The following is a 17,320-nucleotide window of genomic DNA, read 5'->3' as shown; positions in this document are numbered from 1 at the left end:
GGTGCGACAACGGGACCCGGCGGCGCGGCGGCGACGGGCGCGGCTGCATGGACCAGCGGCGCGGCCTCGACAGGGGGCGCCGCCGGACCGGGAGCTGCCAGCGCCGAGACGCCGTGCATCACGTCGGCGACCGGAATCGCCGGTAGCTGCGGCGGTTCCTCGGCCACCATGCCGGACAACGCATCGGTGGCGGTGTCGAGCGTTTCGAGGACATTCGGCGGTTCAGCGGCCAGCTGCTGCACCATCTCCAGACACGGCACGCCGGGACTGGGTTGAGCCGCGGCCGGTGCGCGGTAGGTCACGAGCGGCCACGCCACGCCCACGGCCAGCACGGCGACACCGATTCGGTTGATCCTGGGTGACATCGTCTTGTTTGAAATGTCTTTCCTTGAAATCTCAACGGTGCCCCCTGCCGGGAGAACCTAGCGTGTGGCAGGGTCCGACGACGAGGCGGTTACCGAACCGATACCGGGCAGAAGTCCGGCGGTGACATCTCGTCGATTCGTCCCAGAATCATTGCAAACAGGGCAAATTCGCTCACGGCTGGCGGCCGAGCACGCGATTCGCGACGAAAGTGGCTGCCTCGTCGACCATCCCGTTCCACGGGTAGGACCAGTGGGCAAAATAGTTCTGCCCGCGTGAGCAGTACGGGTCTCCGTCGGCGCAGAGGTCGATGGTCTTGTGTCCGTACAGGGGGCTGATCTTCGTCAGCGGTCCGAGCGACGGCTGGTCGCGCGACGGATTGGCGAACACCGCGACCGCGGCGACGTGGTTGACCATCGCGTCGGGCAGTGGGGCGGGGGTGAAGAACCAGATCCGGCGATTGCCGATGGTGATCAGGTCTATCACGCCTGCGCCCTGGGACATCCCACCCAGCACGATCTTGGTCCTGGGGCACATCCCCGCGATGTACTGCACATGCTTGTTGGCATCCACCGCACCGGCCGAAGTCGACTTCGGGAAGTTCCAGCTCGCCGGGTAGTTGACCGCGTACGCCGAGACCTTCTTGCCGGGGAGCTTCTTCTTGACCGCGTCGACGAACGCTCTGCCGACCGGACCGAACCCCTGCTTGTCACTCGTCCCTCGCGCAAATATCACCTCGACGTCCGGGCACGACACCGCCCCAGCAACGGGAGCAGCCGCGGTGGACAACGACAGAGCCAAGGCCGTCACCACCGCAGCGCAGAGCGAACGGACCACCTGGCGTGCGAGCACGCCATAACGCTGACACAGTTCTAGCAAAGATGAACCATGCTGCGACGCAACGGTGATCGAACAGTTGCCATTCTGTGTCGCGACAAAAAGTGTAATCGGGTCGTCATCCGGATAATCTGCTTCGCCCCGTCAGTGACCGGTACCGACCTCGACCACCATCACACCGACAGCTATCAACGCGATGCCGGCGAGCATCCGGCGTGTCAGCGGCTCGCCGAACAGCCACCGGGATGCCAGGGCCGTCAAGGCGACGCCGGCCGCCGCCCAGATGCCGTACGCGACGCCGAGCGGCATCCCGAACCGCAGCGACCACCACAGCAGCGTGAAGGCCAGGAGGTAACCGACGGCCACGATGCCGTAGAACGCCGGCCTCCCCCTGGCCGCGACCCGCAGCGCGAGCGTGCCCGTGACCTCACATCCGATCGCGACGACCAGCAACAGGTACTGCATCATTCGGCGCCCGCGCGGGAGCCGCTCTCGACGAGCACCACGCCGCCGATGATGCAGAGCAGGCCGACGCCCATCACGGCGGTCAGCGTCTCACCGAAGATCACCGCCGACAGCACCGCGGTCGCCGCCACCCCCGCGGCACCCCAAATCGCATACGCCACTCCCAGCCCCATCCCCCGTTTGAGGACCAGGGCCAGTAGCACGAAGGACACCAGGTAACCGAGCACGACGACGACGTACAGCGCCGGCGTCGTCGCAGATCCCTTGAGGGACAATGTCGCCGACACCTCGCACACGATGGCCAGCATTAGATACACCCACGCCATCAGGCCTGCTCCCCCAGCAGCTCGAGCGCCACCGCGAGCACCTGCGGCCGTTCGTCGTCGGTGAGGGGGAAGGTGGCCGACGAGTCCGCGAGCCACACGCCGTCGGCGAGCAATCGGGCGGCCTGCAGCCGGGCCCGTTCGGCCGGCGGGAGGTCGGCGGGGACCTCGACCCAGGGCTGAAAGCGTTCGGTCCACCGCGCGACCATGCGGTCGGCGGTCCTGGGGTCGCTCAGCATCACCAGATCTGACCGCCGATGACGAGTCTGCAGGGCCCACCGCACGTAAGCGCCGAGTCGCTGCTGCGGTGAGGCCGATTCCAACGGGATGTCGAGTTCGCGGGACATGCCTTGTACCTGCGCGTCCACGATGTGGTCGACCAACGCTTCCATCAGCGCCGACTTAGTCGGAAAGTGGTACAGCAGTCCAGGTTTGGTCAGCCCGCACTGTTGGGCCACCGAGTCGAAGGAGACCGGGATACCCGCGTCGAGCAGGTGCAGGGCGGCGTCGAGGATGCTCGTCATCGACGACGGGCGCCCGCGCACCGGAAAGGTCGAAGTCACCGCGTTACTTTACCGTCCGGTTGGTAAAGTAACGCGGCGGTGCCGCGCGAGCACCTGTGCGAGCGAGTGACGGGATTCGAACCCGTGTAAACGGCTTTGCAGGCCGGTGCCTAGCCACTCGGCCACACCCGCACTGACACCGAGAGTGCCAGCGCACCGCGATCGGGTGAAGGGTTCCGATCAGCGTGATCGTGACCGGCCGCTTCTGGTCGAGGCCACCGTCGCGAGCGCGGCGATCACCGCGAACGACCCGAACAGCCAGCGCGCCGCGATCACGTCCCCGTCGCCGGCGACGTTGACGACGACACCGGCCAGTGCGGCACCGAACGCCGCCGAGATCACCTGCACGGTGTTGATCGCGGCCGCCGCCGCGGGCCCCTCGGCCGGGTCGTCGACCTTGCTCATCGCCCACGCCGACAGGTGCGGCCAGGCCATGCCCACCCCGGCACCGCTGACAACCAGACCCACCGCCCACAGCGCCACCAGGACCGGACCGGCACCGTCGCGCTGCGCCAGCGCACCGACGGTCAGTCCCGTGGCCATCACCAGCGGCGCGATCGCCACCGTCCGTGCGATCACCGACTGCCGAGCAAGAGACGCACTGCTGATCTCGCTGACGGTCCACCCGATCGCGAGTCCCGCCCCGAGGAAACCGGCCGCCACCGGAGTCAGGTGCGCCAGCCGCTGGCCGAACAGCGGTACGTACAGGTCCACCATCGTCGCGGACATCAGGACGCCTAGCGTCAGATAGATCCACTTCAGCGGACCGGGCCCGAACACGCTGGGCGGCAACACCGCAACGCCCACCCTGCGGTCGACGACCAAGAACAGGAACACCAGCCCGAAACCGGCTGCCACCAGTGCGGCGGTGACCCGGCCGTCGCGAGCCACCCCGGCGACACTGACCGATAATGCGGCGGCACCGAGCAGCAGCAGCGACCAGACCGGCACGCGGAACCGCTGCGACCCATCGGGTACGTGACCCTCGGCCCGGCCGGGCAGTGCGATCGGCACCAGCGCCGACATCGCGGCGGCCATCACCACCAGCACCACGAAAGCCCAACGCCACGAACCATATTGGGCAAACAGTCCACCCGCGGCCGGGCCGACCAGGGTGCCGACGCCCCACATCGCCGATACCAGCGCGGACGCTTTGGTCCACAACCGGCTGGGCAGCGCGGTGTTGATCACCGCATAGCCGAGGCCTGCCAGCAGGCCGCCCGCCGCGCCCTGCGCGGTGCGCCCGACAAGCAGCAGCTCCATGTTGGGCGCCGCCGCGCACCCGAGGCTGCCGAGCCCGAACACCGTCAAGCCCGACAGGTAGGCCAACCGCGGGCCCAGGCGCAGCAGCACCGGACGCACGGTGGTGGCGGCCGCCACCGAGCCGACCAGGTACACCGTCGTCACCCACGCGTAGAAGCGGTGACCGCCGATGTCGCCGACGGCGCTGGGCATCAGGCTGATCGTCAGGAATTCGTTGGTGGCGTAGAGCGCGACTCCGCCGGCGAGTACGGTCGCGGCCCCGAGATTGCGCGGGCCGAGGAGTTCACCCCATCCGCCGGCGGCGACGGTCTCACTACCGGTTTCGGTCACGTCCTGAACTTAGGACCTCAACAGCGGTTGAGCTCAAGTCACTTCAGGCCGGCGGCGTCCATGCCGCGCAGTTCCTTCTTCAGGTCGGCGATCTCGTCGCGGATCCGTGCCGCCAGTTCGAACTGCAGGTCGCGCGCCGCCGTCATCATCTGCGCGGTCAGATCCTTGATCAGGTCGGCCAATTCGGCGCGCGGCATGTTGGAGGTGTCTCTGCCCTCGAACACGCCCGCACTGACCGCACGGCCCGGCTCCCCCTGCGCCCGCCGACCGCGTGATGCGTTGCGGCCGGAGCCTCCGACCTCGACCGCTTCGGTGTCGTCGGCCTCCCGGTACACCTGGTCGAGAATGTCGGCGATCTTCTTGCGCAACGGTTGCGGGTCGATGCCGTGCTCTTTGTTGTAGGCGATCTGCTTCGCGCGGCGACGCTCGGTCTCGTCGATGGCCTGCTTCATCGAGTCCGTCATCTTGTCGGCGTACATGTGCACCTCGCCGGACACGTTTCGCGCAGCGCGGCCGATGGTCTGGATCAGGCTGCGCGGCGAACGCAGGAACCCTTCCTTGTCGGCGTCGAGGATCGCCACCAGCGACACCTCGGGAAGGTCCAGACCCTCACGCAACAGGTTGATGCCGATCAGGACGTCATACTCCCCCAGCCGCAGCTGACGGAGCAGCTCGACCCGGCGCAGGGTGTCGACTTCGGAGTGCAGATAGCGGACCCGGATCCCCATCTCCAGCAGATAGTCGGTCAGGTCCTCGGCCATCTTCTTGGTCAGCGTGGTGACCAGCACGCGCTCGTCGCGTTCGGTGCGCTTGCGGATCTCGCCGATCAGGTCGTCGATCTGGCCCTTGGTCGGTTTGACCACCACCTGCGGGTCGACGAGACCGGTCGGGCGGATGACCTGCTCGACGAACTCGCCGCCGGCCTGGCTCAGCTCGTAAGCGCCCGGCGTCGCCGACAGGTACACCGTCTGGCCGATCCGGTCGGCGAACTCCTCCCAGGTCAACGGCCGGTTGTCCACCGCCGAGGGCAACCGGAAACCGAAGTCGACGAGATTGCGCTTACGGGACATGTCACCCTCGTACATGCCGCCGATCTGCGGCACGGTGACGTGCGACTCGTCGATGACGAGCAGGAAGTCCTCCGGGAAATAGTCGATCAACGTCGCCGGCGCGGTGCCGGGGCCACGGCCGTCGATGTGCCGCGAGTAGTTCTCGATGCCCGAACAGAACCCGACCTGGCGCATCATCTCGATGTCGTAGTTGGTGCGCATCCGCAGCCGCTGAGCTTCCAGCAGCTTGCCCTGGCCCTCCAGCTCGGCCAGCCGTTCCTCCAGTTCCCGTTCGATGCTGGTGATCGCCTGCGCCATCCGTTCGGGCCCGGCGACGTAGTGGGTGGCCGGGAAGATCCGCAGCGAGTCGACCTTGCGCACGATGTCGCCGGTCAGCGGGTGCAGGTAGTACAACTCCTCGATCTCGTCACCGAAGAACTCGATGCGCACCGCCAGCTCTTCATAGGACGGGATGATCTCGACGGTGTCGCCGCGGACCCGGAACGAGCCGCGGGTGAACGACATGTCGTTGCGGGTGTACTGGACGTCGACGAGCAGTCGCAGCAGCGCATCGCGGGGCACCTCGTCGCCGACCTGGAGCTCGACGGAGCGGTCCAGGTATGACTGCGGGGTGCCGAGGCCGTAGATGCAGGAGACCGACGCGACCACCACCACATCCCGGCGCGACAGCAGGTTCGACGTCGCCGAGTGGCGAAGCCGCTCCACATCGTCGTTGATCGAGCTGTCCTTCTCGATGTAGGTGTCGGTCTGGGCGATGTACGCCTCGGGTTGGTAGTAGTCGTAATAGGAGACGAAGTACTCGACGGCGTTGTTGGGCAACATCTCCCGCAGCTCATTGGCCAGCTGCGCGGCCAATGTCTTGTTCGGCGCCATCACCAGGGTGGGGCGCTGCAGCCGCTCGATGAGCCAGGCCGTGGTGGCCGACTTGCCGGTGCCGGTCGCACCGAGCAGCACCACGTCCTTCTCCCCCGCGCGGATGCGGCGTTCCAGTTCGTCGATCGCGGCGGGCTGATCGCCGGCGGGCTCGTATTCGCTGACCACCTCGAAACGCCGGCCCGAACGGACGACGTCGTCCACGGGGCGGTACTCCGAGTGCGCGAGCACCGGGTGTTCGGTCGCAAAAGCCATTTCACCAGGGTAGAACCTGACACCGACAGGTTCTGTTCCCGCAGCAAGGCACCGTCACCGGCCTGCACTTATGCTGGTTGCATCCATCCTCCCAAGCACGAGATCTTCGACGTCGGCGCCGGCACCAACACCGATCCCAAGGGCATCGTCCGGGCGGTCGACGTGTACACCGTCCGGCCGTGGGGTTTGTACATGGCCCGGCCGGCGCCCGGACGGGCGCAGTTCCACTACCTCGAATCGTGGGTGCTGCCGGCGCTGAACCTGCGGGCGACGGTGTTCCATTTCAATCCTGGCTACGAACGTGACCAGGACTTCTACCTCGACATCGGCGAGTACCGGGCGGGCACCAGCCGCTGGGAAGGCACCGATTACTACGTCGACCTCGTCCTGCGCACCGGCCGCGACGTGCTGGTGACCGACGTGGACGAGTTGATCGCCGCGCTCGGCGAGCGCCTGCTGACCCCGGACGCGGCCGAACGCGCGATCCGCACCGCGGTCACCACCGTCGAAGAGCTGGCCCGCCACGACTACGACCTCGGCGACTGGCTGTCAGGGCGCGGGATGCCCGTCACCTGGCGCGACATGTAACGGTTTGCTGCGGCGCCGCGATCTTGATTCTGATGGCAACGACTGTGCACGTGTCCGGACAGCGCCGGACGGTAGTCTCTGAACCCATGGTTCCCGCCAAGCGCATGCGGACCGCTGCGACGGCCGTGGCAGCCACGCTTCTGGCCGCCCTGCTGGCCGCGCCGGCCGCCTCGGCTCAGCCGCCCGGTCCCGGTACCGAGGTCCAACCGGCGCCGGCTGAACCCGAGATCCTGCACAACGTGGTCTACCGGGCGCGTGCCGACGGCACCTCGCGGGGAGCGGTGGTCGCCTACCGGATGGACGACGAGAACGTCAACAGCGCGCAGCCCACGCTGCTGCCGGGTCAGACCTTCGAGATCAACGCGGTGCTCACCGACCCGGCGCAGGCGGGCATGGAGCTCTCCATCGAATGGCCGTACGGGTCGAACCTGCACTGCGAGATCCTGGTCGACGACCAGATCGTCGCCAAAGCCGACCAGTTCATCGCGCCCAGGTTGTTCCGGCCCAAGGACGATCCGCTGTACGGCGTGCTGCAGTGCGGCGCCCCGCTGAACCTGCCGGTCGACACCGCGGCACCACCAGCGCCGGAACCGGAACCGGCCGTGTCCTAGGGCCGCCAGCCCGTCGCGTCGGCCCATTCCCAGGCCCTGCGGTAGTTGTCGAGGAACCACGGCTCCTTGGCTTCGGCGTAGGCGCCCGAGGTGGGCGGGTGCTGCGCGGCGACGTGCCGCTTGAGCTCCAGGTACTCGGCTTGCATGCCGGGGTTGGCAGTCAACCAGTCCACAAACACCAGCGCGAACTGCTGATTGGGCCAGCCGTCGACGCGCACGTGCACGTTGGTCGGGCGCCCAGGGTCGGCCGAGCAGTAGAGCCTCTTGTGCCACAGGTCGGCGCTGCCGGTGTGGTCGAACTCGGCCACCGTGCTGCGCCCGTCGGGCTTACCGACATCGGAGGTGACCGCGGTGCGCACGTAGCCGGCCCCGTGCAGCCCGTCGGCGAGTTCGTCGGCGACCTCCAGCGAGGGGACGGTGACCTGAACGTCGATGACGTCCTTGGCGTCCAGGCCCGGCACCGCGGTGGAACCGATGTGGTCCACACGGACCGCACGGTGACCGCAGACTGTCCGCAGCCGGGCCAGGATCCGCTCCGCCTGTGCCGGCCACTGCGGATCCGCCGGGACCAGTTGCGGCACCGCCGGTGCCGGGGTGCCGGACGCGAGGTTGGCGGCGAACGGCTGGATGCGCTCGTGCCACAGCGCGCGGGCCTTCTCCACGAGTTCCGCGGCGCTGCCCGAGTTGTCCAGCCACACGTCGGCCACCGCGCGGCGCTGCTCCTCGCTCGCCTGCGCCGCGATGCGGGCCCTGGCGTCCTCCTCGGAGAAATTGCGGTACTCGATGAGCCGCCGGACACGCACATCCTCGTCGGCGTGCACGATGATCACCAACGGGAACAACGGCGCCATCTGCGATTCGACCAGCAGCGGGATGTCCTCGATGACGACCGGATTCCCCCCGGCTTCCTTGGCGCTCTCGATCAGTTCCGAACGCCGTTGCCCGACAAGGGGATGCACGATGCCGTTGAGCGTGGCCCGTTTCTGCTCGTCACTGAACGCGATCGCGGCCAGCGCGGGCCGGTTCAACGCGCCGTCGGGCAGCAGGATCTCCTCGCCGAAGGCCTCGACGAGGCCGGCCAGGCCCGGCGTGCCCGGTTCGACGACCTCGCGGGCGATCACGTCGCCGTCGACGACGATGCCCCCGAGTTCGCTGAACGTCGACGACACCGTCGACTTGCCTGCCCCGATTCCTCCGGTCAACCCAATGCGCAGCACCGCCCCAGTGTGTCAGCCGCCGGGTCAGCCTTCGACACCAGTCAGCTCGATCGTCGGGCGGGCGAACGTGGTCTCGGCGAGGACGGCGCCGTCTGCGAGGTTGACCGCCACCAGCCGCCGGGCCTGTGGATCGCTGACGTAGGCCACGCCGTCCTGCACGTGCAGATTGGGCATCGGGGACTGCCATTCGGCGGGCTCGGTCCATGCCGGAACGGCGGCGAAGTGGCCGATCCGCTGCGCGCTGAGCGGGTCGAACACGTGCAGCGCCCCGTCGGTGCCCAGGATCACCGCCTCCCCGTCGGCGCCGCGGTCCAGTGAACGGAAGCTGTAACTCGCCTCCAGCGGCACCACCCGAAGTTCTCCGGTCGCGGTATCGGTGAGGGTGAAGCGTTGCGGCCGTTCCACTTCGGCGTCGGCTTCGGTCTTGTAGTCGCCGAGAACCACCGTCGAGGCTGTGCTGCCGGCCTGGTTCCCGATGCGCCCGTAGCGATCCGGGCTGACGACCTTCCGAATGTCGTTGCCGCGCACGAAGAGCAGCCCGTCCTCGCAGCCGAAGGTCAGCACTGCGCCGGCGGCCGCGGCCTCACCGTGCAGTCCGGGGCACCGATCATCGGCCGCGATCACGCTGTCGTCGGCGTCGAGGATCTTGACACCGGTTCGGCCGCGGTCGTCGCCGATGCTCACCACGACTGTGCCGTCGTCACGGGCTACCGCGACGCCGTGGTGCGGCGTTGTCGAGACCCGGGTTTCGGCGACGGCGACGCCGTCGAGCAGCGCGTGCGGGTCGACGACGTCGGCAGCGCCGGTACCGTCGCTGAACAGGGTCACCATGCCGTCGTGGGCGACGACGTGGCCGGGTTCCTCACCACCGAAGCGGAGGTCGGTCATCACCGGTTCCGCGGTGTAGTGGTGGCCGTGGTCGCCGTGCGCGTCGGTCCAGGTTCCCATGTCCAGCACGGCGAATCCGTCGGCCTGCGAGACGAATACGTGCCGTCCGTTGGATGCGGGGTTGAGCCGGACGAAGCCCTCCACCGGGATGTCGGCGACCTGCTCCAGCGTGGCGGCGTCGACCACCAGGACTCCGCCGTCGTAGCTGAGCGCCAGGCGCGGAGTCGCCGCGGCCCGCTCGGTCGGCGCCGACGGCGCGGCCCCGGTCGCGGCGGGGTCAGCGGATGGTGGGCTGACAGGCGTGGCGCAGCCCGCACCGAGCAGTGCCGCGGACAGGAGCGGAAGCAGTCGAATCGTCGTCATGTGGACGATCCAACCCGTTAATGAAAATCATTGTCAAAAAGCGATATGTGCACCTGACACCGGACATGACGAAGGCCCCGACTCCCACAGGGAGCCGGGGCCTTCGATCAGAACTGTCAGGCGTTGCCTGCGAGCTTCTCCCGCAGAGCGGCGAGCTGGGCGTCGCTGGCGAGCGATCCGCCGCCACTCGACTCCTCGGACCGCGAGGATCCGTTGGAGACCGGCTTGGCAGCCTCGGCAGCCTCGGCAGCGGCGAACTTCTCCATCTGCGCAGTGTGCATCTTGTGGCGGCGCTCGGCCTCGGCGTACCGGGCCTCCCACTCGTCACGCTGCTTCTCGAAGCCTTCGAGCCACTCGTTGGTGTCGGCGTCGAAGCCCTCGGGGAAGATGTAGTTGCCCTGGTCGTCGTAGCTGTCGGCCATGCCGTACTTCCAGGCCTCGAACTCCTCGGAGTAGTCCTCGTTGGCCTGCTTGAGGCTCAGCGAGATGCGGCGACGCTCCAGGTCGATGTCGATGACCTTGACCATTGCGTCGTCGCCGACCTGGACCACCTGGTCCGGGACCTCGACGTGGCGCTCGGACAGCTCCGAGATGTGCACCAGGCCCTCGATGCCCTCCTCGACGCGCACGAACGCACCGAACGGAACCAGCTTGGTGACCTTGCCCGGCACGATCTGGCCGATCGCGTGGGTGCGGGCGAAGTGGCGCCACGGATCTTCCTGAGTCGCCTTGAGCGACAACGAAACCCGCTCGCGGTCCATGTCGACGTCGAGCACCTCGACGGTGACCTCGTCGCCCACCTGAACCACCTCGGACGGGTGATCGATGTGCTTCCAGGACAGCTCGGAGACGTGCACCAGGCCGTCGACACCGCCGAGATCGACGAAGGCGCCGAAGTTGACGATCGAGGAGACCACACCCTTGCGGATGGCGCCCTTGGTGAGCTGGTTGAGGAACTCGCTGCGCACCTCGGACTGGGTCTGCTCCAGCCACGCGCGGCGCGAGAGCACCACGTTGTTGCGGTTCTTGTCGAGCTCGATGATCTTGGCCTCGATCTCCTTGCCGATGTACGGCTGCAGATCGCGGACGCGACGCATCTCCACCAGCGATGCAGGCAGGAAGCCGCGCAGTCCGATGTCGAGGATCAGGCCGCCCTTGACGACCTCGATGACGGTGCCCTTGACGGCCTCGTCCTTCTCCTTGAGCTCTTCGATGGTGCCCCAAGCACGCTCATACTGAGCGCGCTTCTTGGACAGGATCAGACGGCCTTCCTTGTCCTCCTTGGTGAGGACGAGAGCCTCGACCTCATCGCCCACGGAAACGACCTCATTCGGGTCGACGTCGTGCTTGATGGAGAGTTCGCGGGAGGGGATGACGCCTTCGGTCTTGTAACCGATGTCGAGCAGAACCTCGTCACGGTCGACCTTGACGATGGTGCCTTCGACGATGTCGCCATCGTTGAAGTACTTGATGGTCTTGTCGATCGCGGCGAGAAAGTCCTCGGCCGAGCCAATGTCGTTGATGGCTACTTGCGGCGAGGTGATGGAGGGACTTGGCATGTGGTGGGTTGCTCCGGACAGGTTTAATCGTAGGGACATTTGATGTTTTGTTGGCGGCACCGGCGAATCGAACACACAGGTACGTGTCGAGGCTACTCGACGGAGTACACGCAGGACAAACCCCCCTTCCCTGACCGGCTACCCTGCTGACGTGTCGTACAGCGGCGCTCCTGGGGGGCCTCACCGATTCCATCACTTCGGGGCGCCCTTCGCGCGGCGCGTCCGGACCGTCGGGGCGCCGTTGGGCCTGCTCATCGCCCTGGGCACGCTGGCCGGGCTGCTGGTGGTCCTGCTGACGCTGGCCAACCCGGTGGGCACCGGGATCGGACTGGTGCTGTCCAGCATGGCCATGGCCGTGGTGGTGCTGGCCTATCTGTGGCTGGACCGGTGGGAGCCCGAGCCACCGCGACTGCTGCTCTTCGCGTTCATCTGGGGCACGTCGGTGGCGGTGATCATCTCCGCGATCCTGCAGATCTTCCTCGACGTGTGGCTCAACCCGTCGGTTGATCCGTCGGCAGCCGGGGTCAACCCGTTCACGCTGGTCATCGGTGCACCGGTGACCGAGGAGGCGGCCAAAGGCCTGTTTCTGCTGGTCATGATGACCGGGGCGCGCCGCAACGAGATGAACTCGCTGACCGACTGCCTGGTCTACGCCGGCCTGGTCGGCGCCGGCTTCGCGTGGCTGGAGGACATCCTCTACATCGCCAACGGTGAATCGCTGGCGGACTCCCTGGTCACCGCGGCCCTTCGCCTGGTGATGGGGCCGTTCGCGCATTCGCTGTTCACCACCATGTTCGCGCTCGGCGTGTGGTTCGCGCTGCAGAAGCGCAGCGCGCTGGCCAAGGCCGGCTGCATCCTGCTGGGATATCTCGCGGCGGTGGTGCTGCACGCGATGTGGAACGGGTCCTCGCTCCTCGGCGCCGGCGCCTACTTCGGTACCTATGTGTTCTGGATGATGCCGGTATTCGGGGCTGCCATCCTGCTGGCGGTCAGCAGCCGGCGCCGGGAGCAGCGCATCGTGGCCGAGAAACTGCCCGGCATGGTGGCCGCGGGGGTCATCACGCCGAACGAGGCGACGTGGCTGGGTTCGATGCGGACCCGCAAGCAGGCGGTGGCGACAGCCACCCGGTTCGGCGGGCCGCAGGCGGGCCGCTCGGTCAAGCGGTTCGCCCATCAGGTCGTGGAGCTGGCGTTCGTCCGGGACCGGATCGACCGCGGGTTCGGCGATCAGCGGACGATGGCGCTGCTCTACGAGGACACCTACGCCGTGCACGCCATGCGGGCGGCCTCCCCGTCGCTGCAACGCATGGCCGCCTACCACGCCCCTCGGGTATGAGCGTGCGGTCCGACCGCGCACTCGGCCATCAAGGCTCAGTCCTTGAAGTAGACCAGCTGATGCGTGGTGGCCAGCAGCTCGCCTGACCGGCTCCAGATCTCGGCCGACTGGTCGAAGTAGCCGCGCGAGAACCGGTTCGCCCGCGCCCGGCACAATGCGAAGTCGCCGCCGGCCGCCGCGAGCTCGTCGCCGTCGGTGTGAAAGTACGTGGTCAGCGAGATGGTTCCGGCCGGTGACATCCCGCCGCGGCGCAGATACACGCGGGGATAGAAGATGTCGCTGAGCGCGGTCAGGGCCGGGAAGTCGAGCGCACGGCCCTGCTTGTCCCGCGCCCACAGGGTGGTGGTCGACGACTCCGCCGGGCCGCTGTCCTGCCCGGGGACGGCGCCCTCGACGTACCGCATGTCGTAGTTGCCTGCCCACACCACGATCTCGGGCAGACCGGTCGGCGCGATGTCCTCGGGGGCGGGCACCGACGGCCACACCTGTTCGGTCTCCGACCAGGTGTCGCGGCGGGTGCCGAACACCGCGGTGGCGTTGGTCCGGACCGAGCCTTCCTGCCACAACTCGACGACCCAGTGCTGATTGGTGCGGTTGGTGCGGACGGCCTTGGCGACGATGTCGAAGGCACCGTCGAGGACGGGCGCGGCGAAGTTCACCGTCAACGAGACCGGCTCACCGATCCGGTCGGGCTGAAGCTGTACGGCCCGCAGCAGGGCGGCCGCGGTCACCCCGCCGAACGGGCCGACCATGTTCGCCCATTCGGGGCTGGTGTGGCCGCGGAGCACGCCCTTGGCTTCGGTGGTGTCGAGAGCGATCGCTTCGTCGAACGTGTGTCCGGGCACGGGCAGTCCTTTCACCGACTATGTATGCAACCCTACATAATCGGGTCGAGGCGTGCTCAGTGGGCGGCGGAATCCCAGCTGCGCCCGTAGCCGACCGAGACCTCCAGCGGCACGTCGAGCGGATAGGCGCTGCCCATGTGCTCCCGCACCAGCGCGTCGAGCTGGTCGTGTTCGCCGTCGGCCACCTCGAACAGCAGCTCGTCGTGGACCTGCAGCAGCATCCGCGACGACAGTCCGGCGTCCTTGATGGCCTGATCGACATTGATCATCGCGACCTTGATGATGTCGGCGGCACTGCCCTGGATCGGCGCGTTCAGCGCGGCCCGCTCGGCGGCCTCCCGGACCTGACGGTTACTGCTGTCAAGCTCGGGCAGGTACCGGCGCCGACCGAACACCGTCGAGGTGTAGCCGTCCTTGCGGGCCTGGTCGACCACGTCGTGCAGGTAGTCGCGCACCCCGCCGAACCGGGCGAAGTACTGCTCCATCTGCTCCTTGGCCTCCTCGGTGGAGATCTTGAGCTGCTGGGAGAGCCCGTAGGCGCTCAACCCGTAGGCCAACCCGTACGACATCGCCTTGACCCGGCGTCGCAGCTCGGCGGTGACCTCGTCGATGGGCACCGAGAAAGCCCGGGAAGCGACGAAAGAGTGCAGGTCCTCCCCGGTGTTGAACGCCTCGATGAGGCCTTCGTCCTTGGACAGGTGAGCCATGATCCGCATCTCGATCTGGCTGTAGTCGGCGGTCATCAGCTCGGCGAAAGCCGTGCCTCCGCCGGAGCCCGGAGGGCGACCTTCCACGACGAACGCGTCCCTGATCCGCCGCCCCGCCTCGGTGCGGATCGGGATGTTCTGCAGGTTCGGTTCGGTCGACGACAACCGGCCCGTCGCCGCGATGGTCTGGTTGAACGTGGTGTGGATACGACCATCTGCGGCAACCGAATTCAGCAGGCCGTCGACCGTGACCTTCAGCCGGGTCGCATCCCGGTGAGCGAGCAGGTGCTGCAGGAACGGATGCCCGGTCTTGTCGAACAACGACTGCAGCGCGTCGGCATCGGTGGTGTAGCCCGTCTTGGTGCGCTTGGTCTTGGGCATCTCCAGCTCGTCGAACAGCACCACCTGCAGCTGCTTGGGCGAGCCGAGGTTGATCTGTTTTCCGATGACCGAGTACGCGGCCTCGGCCGCGTCCCGGATCTGGCCGGCGAACTCACTCTGCAGCTCGGAGAGCATCTGCAGATCGACCGCGATGCCGACGGTCTCCAGCTCGGCGAGCACCCGCTGCACCGGCAGCTCCATGCTGGCCAGCAGCGCCGAGGAGTCGATACGGGCGAGCTCCTCGTCGAGGGCGTCGGCCAGGTCGACGACCGCGCTGGCGCGCAGCAGCAGCGTCTGCACCGCCTGGTCGTCGACGCCCTCACCATCGTCGAGTAACGAAAGCTGTTGCTGCTCAGGGTTGTCGGCGCGCAGCTCCCGCTTGAGATACCTCAGCGACAGATCGTCGAGGGTGAAACTGCGCTGACCGGGCCGCACCAGATAGGCGGCCAGCGCGGTGTCGGAGGTCACCCCGGCGAGGGTCCATCCGCGGCCCGCCAGATCGTGAATCGCGAGCTTGGCCTCGTGCAGCGCCTTCGGCACGTCAGGATCGGCCAGCCAGGACGCCAGCGCCTTCTCGTCCTCGGGATCCAGGCCCGCGAGGTCGAGGTAGCGGCCGTCGCCGTCGGCGGCGACGATGGCCAGTGCGGTGGCGTCGCTGTCGAAGGCGAGGTGGTTGCCGACGACGGCGAGACCGAAGCGTTGCCCCTGGCTGTGCTCGGCGAGCCAGCCGGCCAGGGTGCCCGGTTGCAGCGCCTCGCCGCGGACGTCGAAGCCCTCGTCCACCTCGGGATCGGTCGAGGCCAGCGTGTCGAACAGGCGGTCGCGCAGCACGCGGAACTCGAGGTCGTCGAACAGCCGATGGATCTGGTCGCGATCCCACGGCTGCATGCGCAGCGTGTCCGGCGTCTGCGCCAGCGGCACGTCCTTGACCAGGTCGGTGAGTTCGCGGTTCAACACGACGCTGGACAGGTGGGCCCGCAGCGCGTCACCGACCTTGCCCTTGACCTTGTCGACGTTGTCCACCAGCGCCTGCAGCGAGCCGTACTCCACGATCCACTTGGTCGCGGTCTTCTCCCCCACCCCGGGGATGCCCGGCAGGTTGTCGCTCGGATCGCCACGCAGCGCCGCGAAGTCCGGGTACTGGGCCGGCGTCAGCCCGTACTTCTCCACCACCGCTTCGGGGGTGAACCGGGTCAGCTCGCTGACGCCTTTACGCGGGTACAGCACGGTGACGTCGTCGCTCACCAGTTGCAGCGAGTCGCGGTCCCCGGTGACCACCAGCACGCGGTAACCCTCGTTCTCCGCCTGCGTCGCGAGTGTCGCGATGAGGTCGTCGGCCTCGAAACCGGGCTCGGCCAGCACGGTGATACCCAGCGCACCGAGCACCTCTTTGGTGATGTCGATCTGGCCGCGGAACTCGTCCGGGGTGGCAGAACGACCCTCCTTGTACTCCGGGTACTTCTCTTTGCGGAACGTCTGGCGGGACACGTCGAACGCCGCGGCGATGTGGCTGGGCTGCTCATCGCGCAGCAGGTTGATCAGCATGGCGGTGAAGCCGTAGACCGCATTCGTGGTCAGCCCACCCTGCGTCTTGAAGTTCTCGGCGGGAAGCGCATAGAACGCCCGGAAGGCCAGGGAGTTGCCGTCCAGCAGCATCAGGGTGGGCTTGTCGCCGACCTCCGGTTTACCGGCTTTGGTCTCCGATGCAGTCTTGGCAGGGCTCACGGACATCACTCTAGGCATGCGTGCCGACAGGCGGTGCGCCCGTCGCCGCAATCATCGCGCGGGCCCGCTCGCTGAGCAGACGCGCCGCAGGACCGGCCGTGTCGACCCGCCAGGCCCACACCAGCCGGCCCCGCAGCCGCGGTGTGATCCGCACCTCGTGCAGCCCGCTGCCGCCCGCCATCGACTGCGGGACGAGCGCGACACCCAGACCGTGCCGGGCCAGCTGCACCAGCTCCTGCGGATTGGTCGCTTCGAACGCGATCCGTGGCCGCAGCCCGGCATCGGCGCACGCCTGGTCCAGCCGCGACCGCAGCCCGGTCCCGCGCGGCAGCGAGATCAACTTGAAGTCGCAAAGCTGTTGCAGCGTCACCGTTTTACGACGCCCCAGAGGGTGGGTCGAGGTCACCGCCGCGGCCAGTGGTTCGTCGGTGATCGTCTGGTAGTCCACCCCCGGCGGTTCCTCGTCGACACCGATCGACACGATGGCGGCATCGAGGCTGCCGTCGGCCAACCCGGCCAGCAGCCCGTCGGAGTTGTCGGTGCTCAGCGTGATCTCCACGCCGGGGTGGTCGGCGTGGAAGTCGGCGATCAGCCGTGCCACGTCGACCGGGTGCAGCGTCACCGTGCCGACGGCGACGCTGCCGCGCACCAGGTCGGCGACCTCGTCGACCGCGGCCTGGGCGGCCCGCACCGCGGCCAGCGCCGCACGCGCGTGGGGCAGCAGGGCCGCGCCGGCGTGGGTCAGCCGCACCTCCCGG

Annotated in this window: 15 protein-coding genes, 1 tRNA gene and 1 pseudogene; 3 read left to right on the top strand and 14 right to left on the bottom strand. The window is 67.8% G+C overall.

Annotated elements, in window-relative coordinates:
- The 8 genes and pseudogenes from MVA01S_RS22170 to uvrB all read right to left on the bottom strand — a co-directional run.
- Positions 1–365: pseudogene (locus MVA01S_RS22170) on the bottom strand (hypothetical protein); the annotation flags it as partial.
- A 172-nt stretch (positions 366–537) separates the two neighbouring features.
- Entirely contained in the window at positions 538–1,176 is a 639-nt protein-coding gene (locus MVA01S_RS22165) for a cutinase family protein (protein ID WP_051015337.1), read from the bottom strand.
- Between the two features lie 168 nt (positions 1,177–1,344).
- Positions 1,345–1,665, bottom strand: coding sequence for a DMT family transporter (locus tag MVA01S_RS22160; RefSeq protein ID WP_003931937.1), 321 nt, complete (start codon positions 1,663–1,665; stop codon positions 1,345–1,347).
- A complete protein-coding gene (locus MVA01S_RS22155; protein ID WP_040542180.1) occupies positions 1,665–1,991 on the bottom strand; it encodes a DMT family transporter in 327 nt (108 codons plus the stop codon). The genes MVA01S_RS22160 and MVA01S_RS22155 overlap by 1 nt, the downstream gene beginning before the upstream one ends.
- A complete protein-coding gene (locus tag MVA01S_RS22150) occupies positions 1,991–2,551 on the bottom strand; it encodes a TetR/AcrR family transcriptional regulator (protein WP_003931935.1) in 561 nt (186 codons plus the stop codon). The genes MVA01S_RS22155 and MVA01S_RS22150 overlap by 1 nt, the downstream gene beginning before the upstream one ends.
- A gap of 61 nt (positions 2,552–2,612) precedes the next feature.
- Positions 2,613–2,683 (bottom strand) — tRNA-Cys (locus tag MVA01S_RS22145).
- Positions 2,684–2,731: 48 nt separating this feature from the next.
- The gene (locus MVA01S_RS22140) at positions 2,732–4,144 is read right to left on the bottom strand and encodes an MFS transporter (RefSeq protein ID WP_003931934.1); all 1,413 of its coding nucleotides are present in this window, start codon (positions 4,142–4,144) and stop codon (positions 2,732–2,734) included.
- A gap of 38 nt (positions 4,145–4,182) precedes the next feature.
- Complete coding sequence (uvrB, locus tag MVA01S_RS22135) at positions 4,183–6,342, bottom strand: excinuclease ABC subunit UvrB (protein ID WP_003931933.1); 2,160 nt, start codon at positions 6,340–6,342, stop codon at positions 4,183–4,185.
- Positions 6,343–6,423: 81 nt separating this feature from the next.
- Between uvrB and MVA01S_RS22130 the strand changes: the two genes are divergently transcribed.
- Both MVA01S_RS22130 and MVA01S_RS22125 read left to right on the top strand, forming a co-directional pair.
- On the top strand, positions 6,424–6,930 hold the full coding sequence (locus tag MVA01S_RS22130) for a ribonuclease FAU-1 family protein (protein WP_040542258.1): 507 nt from the start codon (positions 6,424–6,426) through the stop codon (positions 6,928–6,930).
- Positions 6,931–7,016: 86 nt separating this feature from the next.
- Positions 7,017–7,541 (top strand): hypothetical protein, encoded by a 525-nt coding sequence (locus tag MVA01S_RS22125; RefSeq protein WP_003931931.1) that lies wholly within the window; start codon positions 7,017–7,019, stop codon positions 7,539–7,541.
- On the opposite strand, the gene coaE is transcribed toward MVA01S_RS22125, so the two are convergent.
- The 3 genes from coaE to rpsA all read right to left on the bottom strand — a co-directional run bounded on the left by coaE (position 7,538) and on the right by rpsA (position 11,568).
- Positions 7,538–8,758 (bottom strand): dephospho-CoA kinase, encoded by a 1,221-nt coding sequence (gene coaE, locus MVA01S_RS22120; RefSeq protein ID WP_003931930.1) that lies wholly within the window; start codon positions 8,756–8,758, stop codon positions 7,538–7,540. The two genes, MVA01S_RS22125 and coaE, sit on opposite strands and share 4 nt — an antisense overlap.
- Before the next feature lie 24 nt (positions 8,759–8,782).
- Positions 8,783–10,009, bottom strand: a complete 1,227-nt coding sequence (locus MVA01S_RS22115; protein WP_003931929.1) for a hypothetical protein — start codon at positions 10,007–10,009, stop codon at positions 8,783–8,785.
- Between the two features lie 116 nt (positions 10,010–10,125).
- Positions 10,126–11,568 (bottom strand): 30S ribosomal protein S1, encoded by a 1,443-nt coding sequence (gene rpsA, locus MVA01S_RS22110; protein WP_003931928.1) that lies wholly within the window; start codon positions 11,566–11,568, stop codon positions 10,126–10,128.
- Positions 11,569–11,719: 151 nt separating this feature from the next.
- Between rpsA and MVA01S_RS22105 the strand changes: the two genes are divergently transcribed.
- Complete coding sequence (locus MVA01S_RS22105) at positions 11,720–12,904, top strand: PrsW family intramembrane metalloprotease (protein ID WP_040542168.1); 1,185 nt, start codon at positions 11,720–11,722, stop codon at positions 12,902–12,904.
- A 35-nt stretch (positions 12,905–12,939) separates the two neighbouring features.
- Here the strand turns inward: MVA01S_RS22105 and MVA01S_RS22100 are convergent, their stop codons facing one another.
- From MVA01S_RS22100 to MVA01S_RS22090, 3 genes are all read right to left on the bottom strand, one after another.
- Positions 12,940–13,749 (bottom strand): acyl-CoA thioesterase, encoded by an 810-nt coding sequence (locus MVA01S_RS22100; RefSeq protein ID WP_003931926.1) that lies wholly within the window; start codon positions 13,747–13,749, stop codon positions 12,940–12,942.
- Positions 13,750–13,805: 56 nt separating this feature from the next.
- On the bottom strand, positions 13,806–16,568 hold the full coding sequence (gene polA / locus MVA01S_RS22095) for a DNA polymerase I (protein WP_390176154.1): 2,763 nt from the start codon (positions 16,566–16,568) through the stop codon (positions 13,806–13,808).
- Between the two features lie 4 nt (positions 16,569–16,572).
- A partial coding sequence (locus MVA01S_RS22090; protein WP_060941692.1) for a LysR substrate-binding domain-containing protein occupies positions 16,573–17,320 on the bottom strand: 748 nt, incomplete at its 5' end.

This window comes from Mycolicibacterium vaccae NBRC 14118 = CIP 105934 (assembly GCF_001552715.1).
Lineage (GTDB): Bacteria > Actinomycetota > Actinomycetes > Mycobacteriales > Mycobacteriaceae > Mycobacterium > Mycobacterium vaccae.
This window is presented reverse-complemented; position numbering and strand designations above follow the sequence as displayed.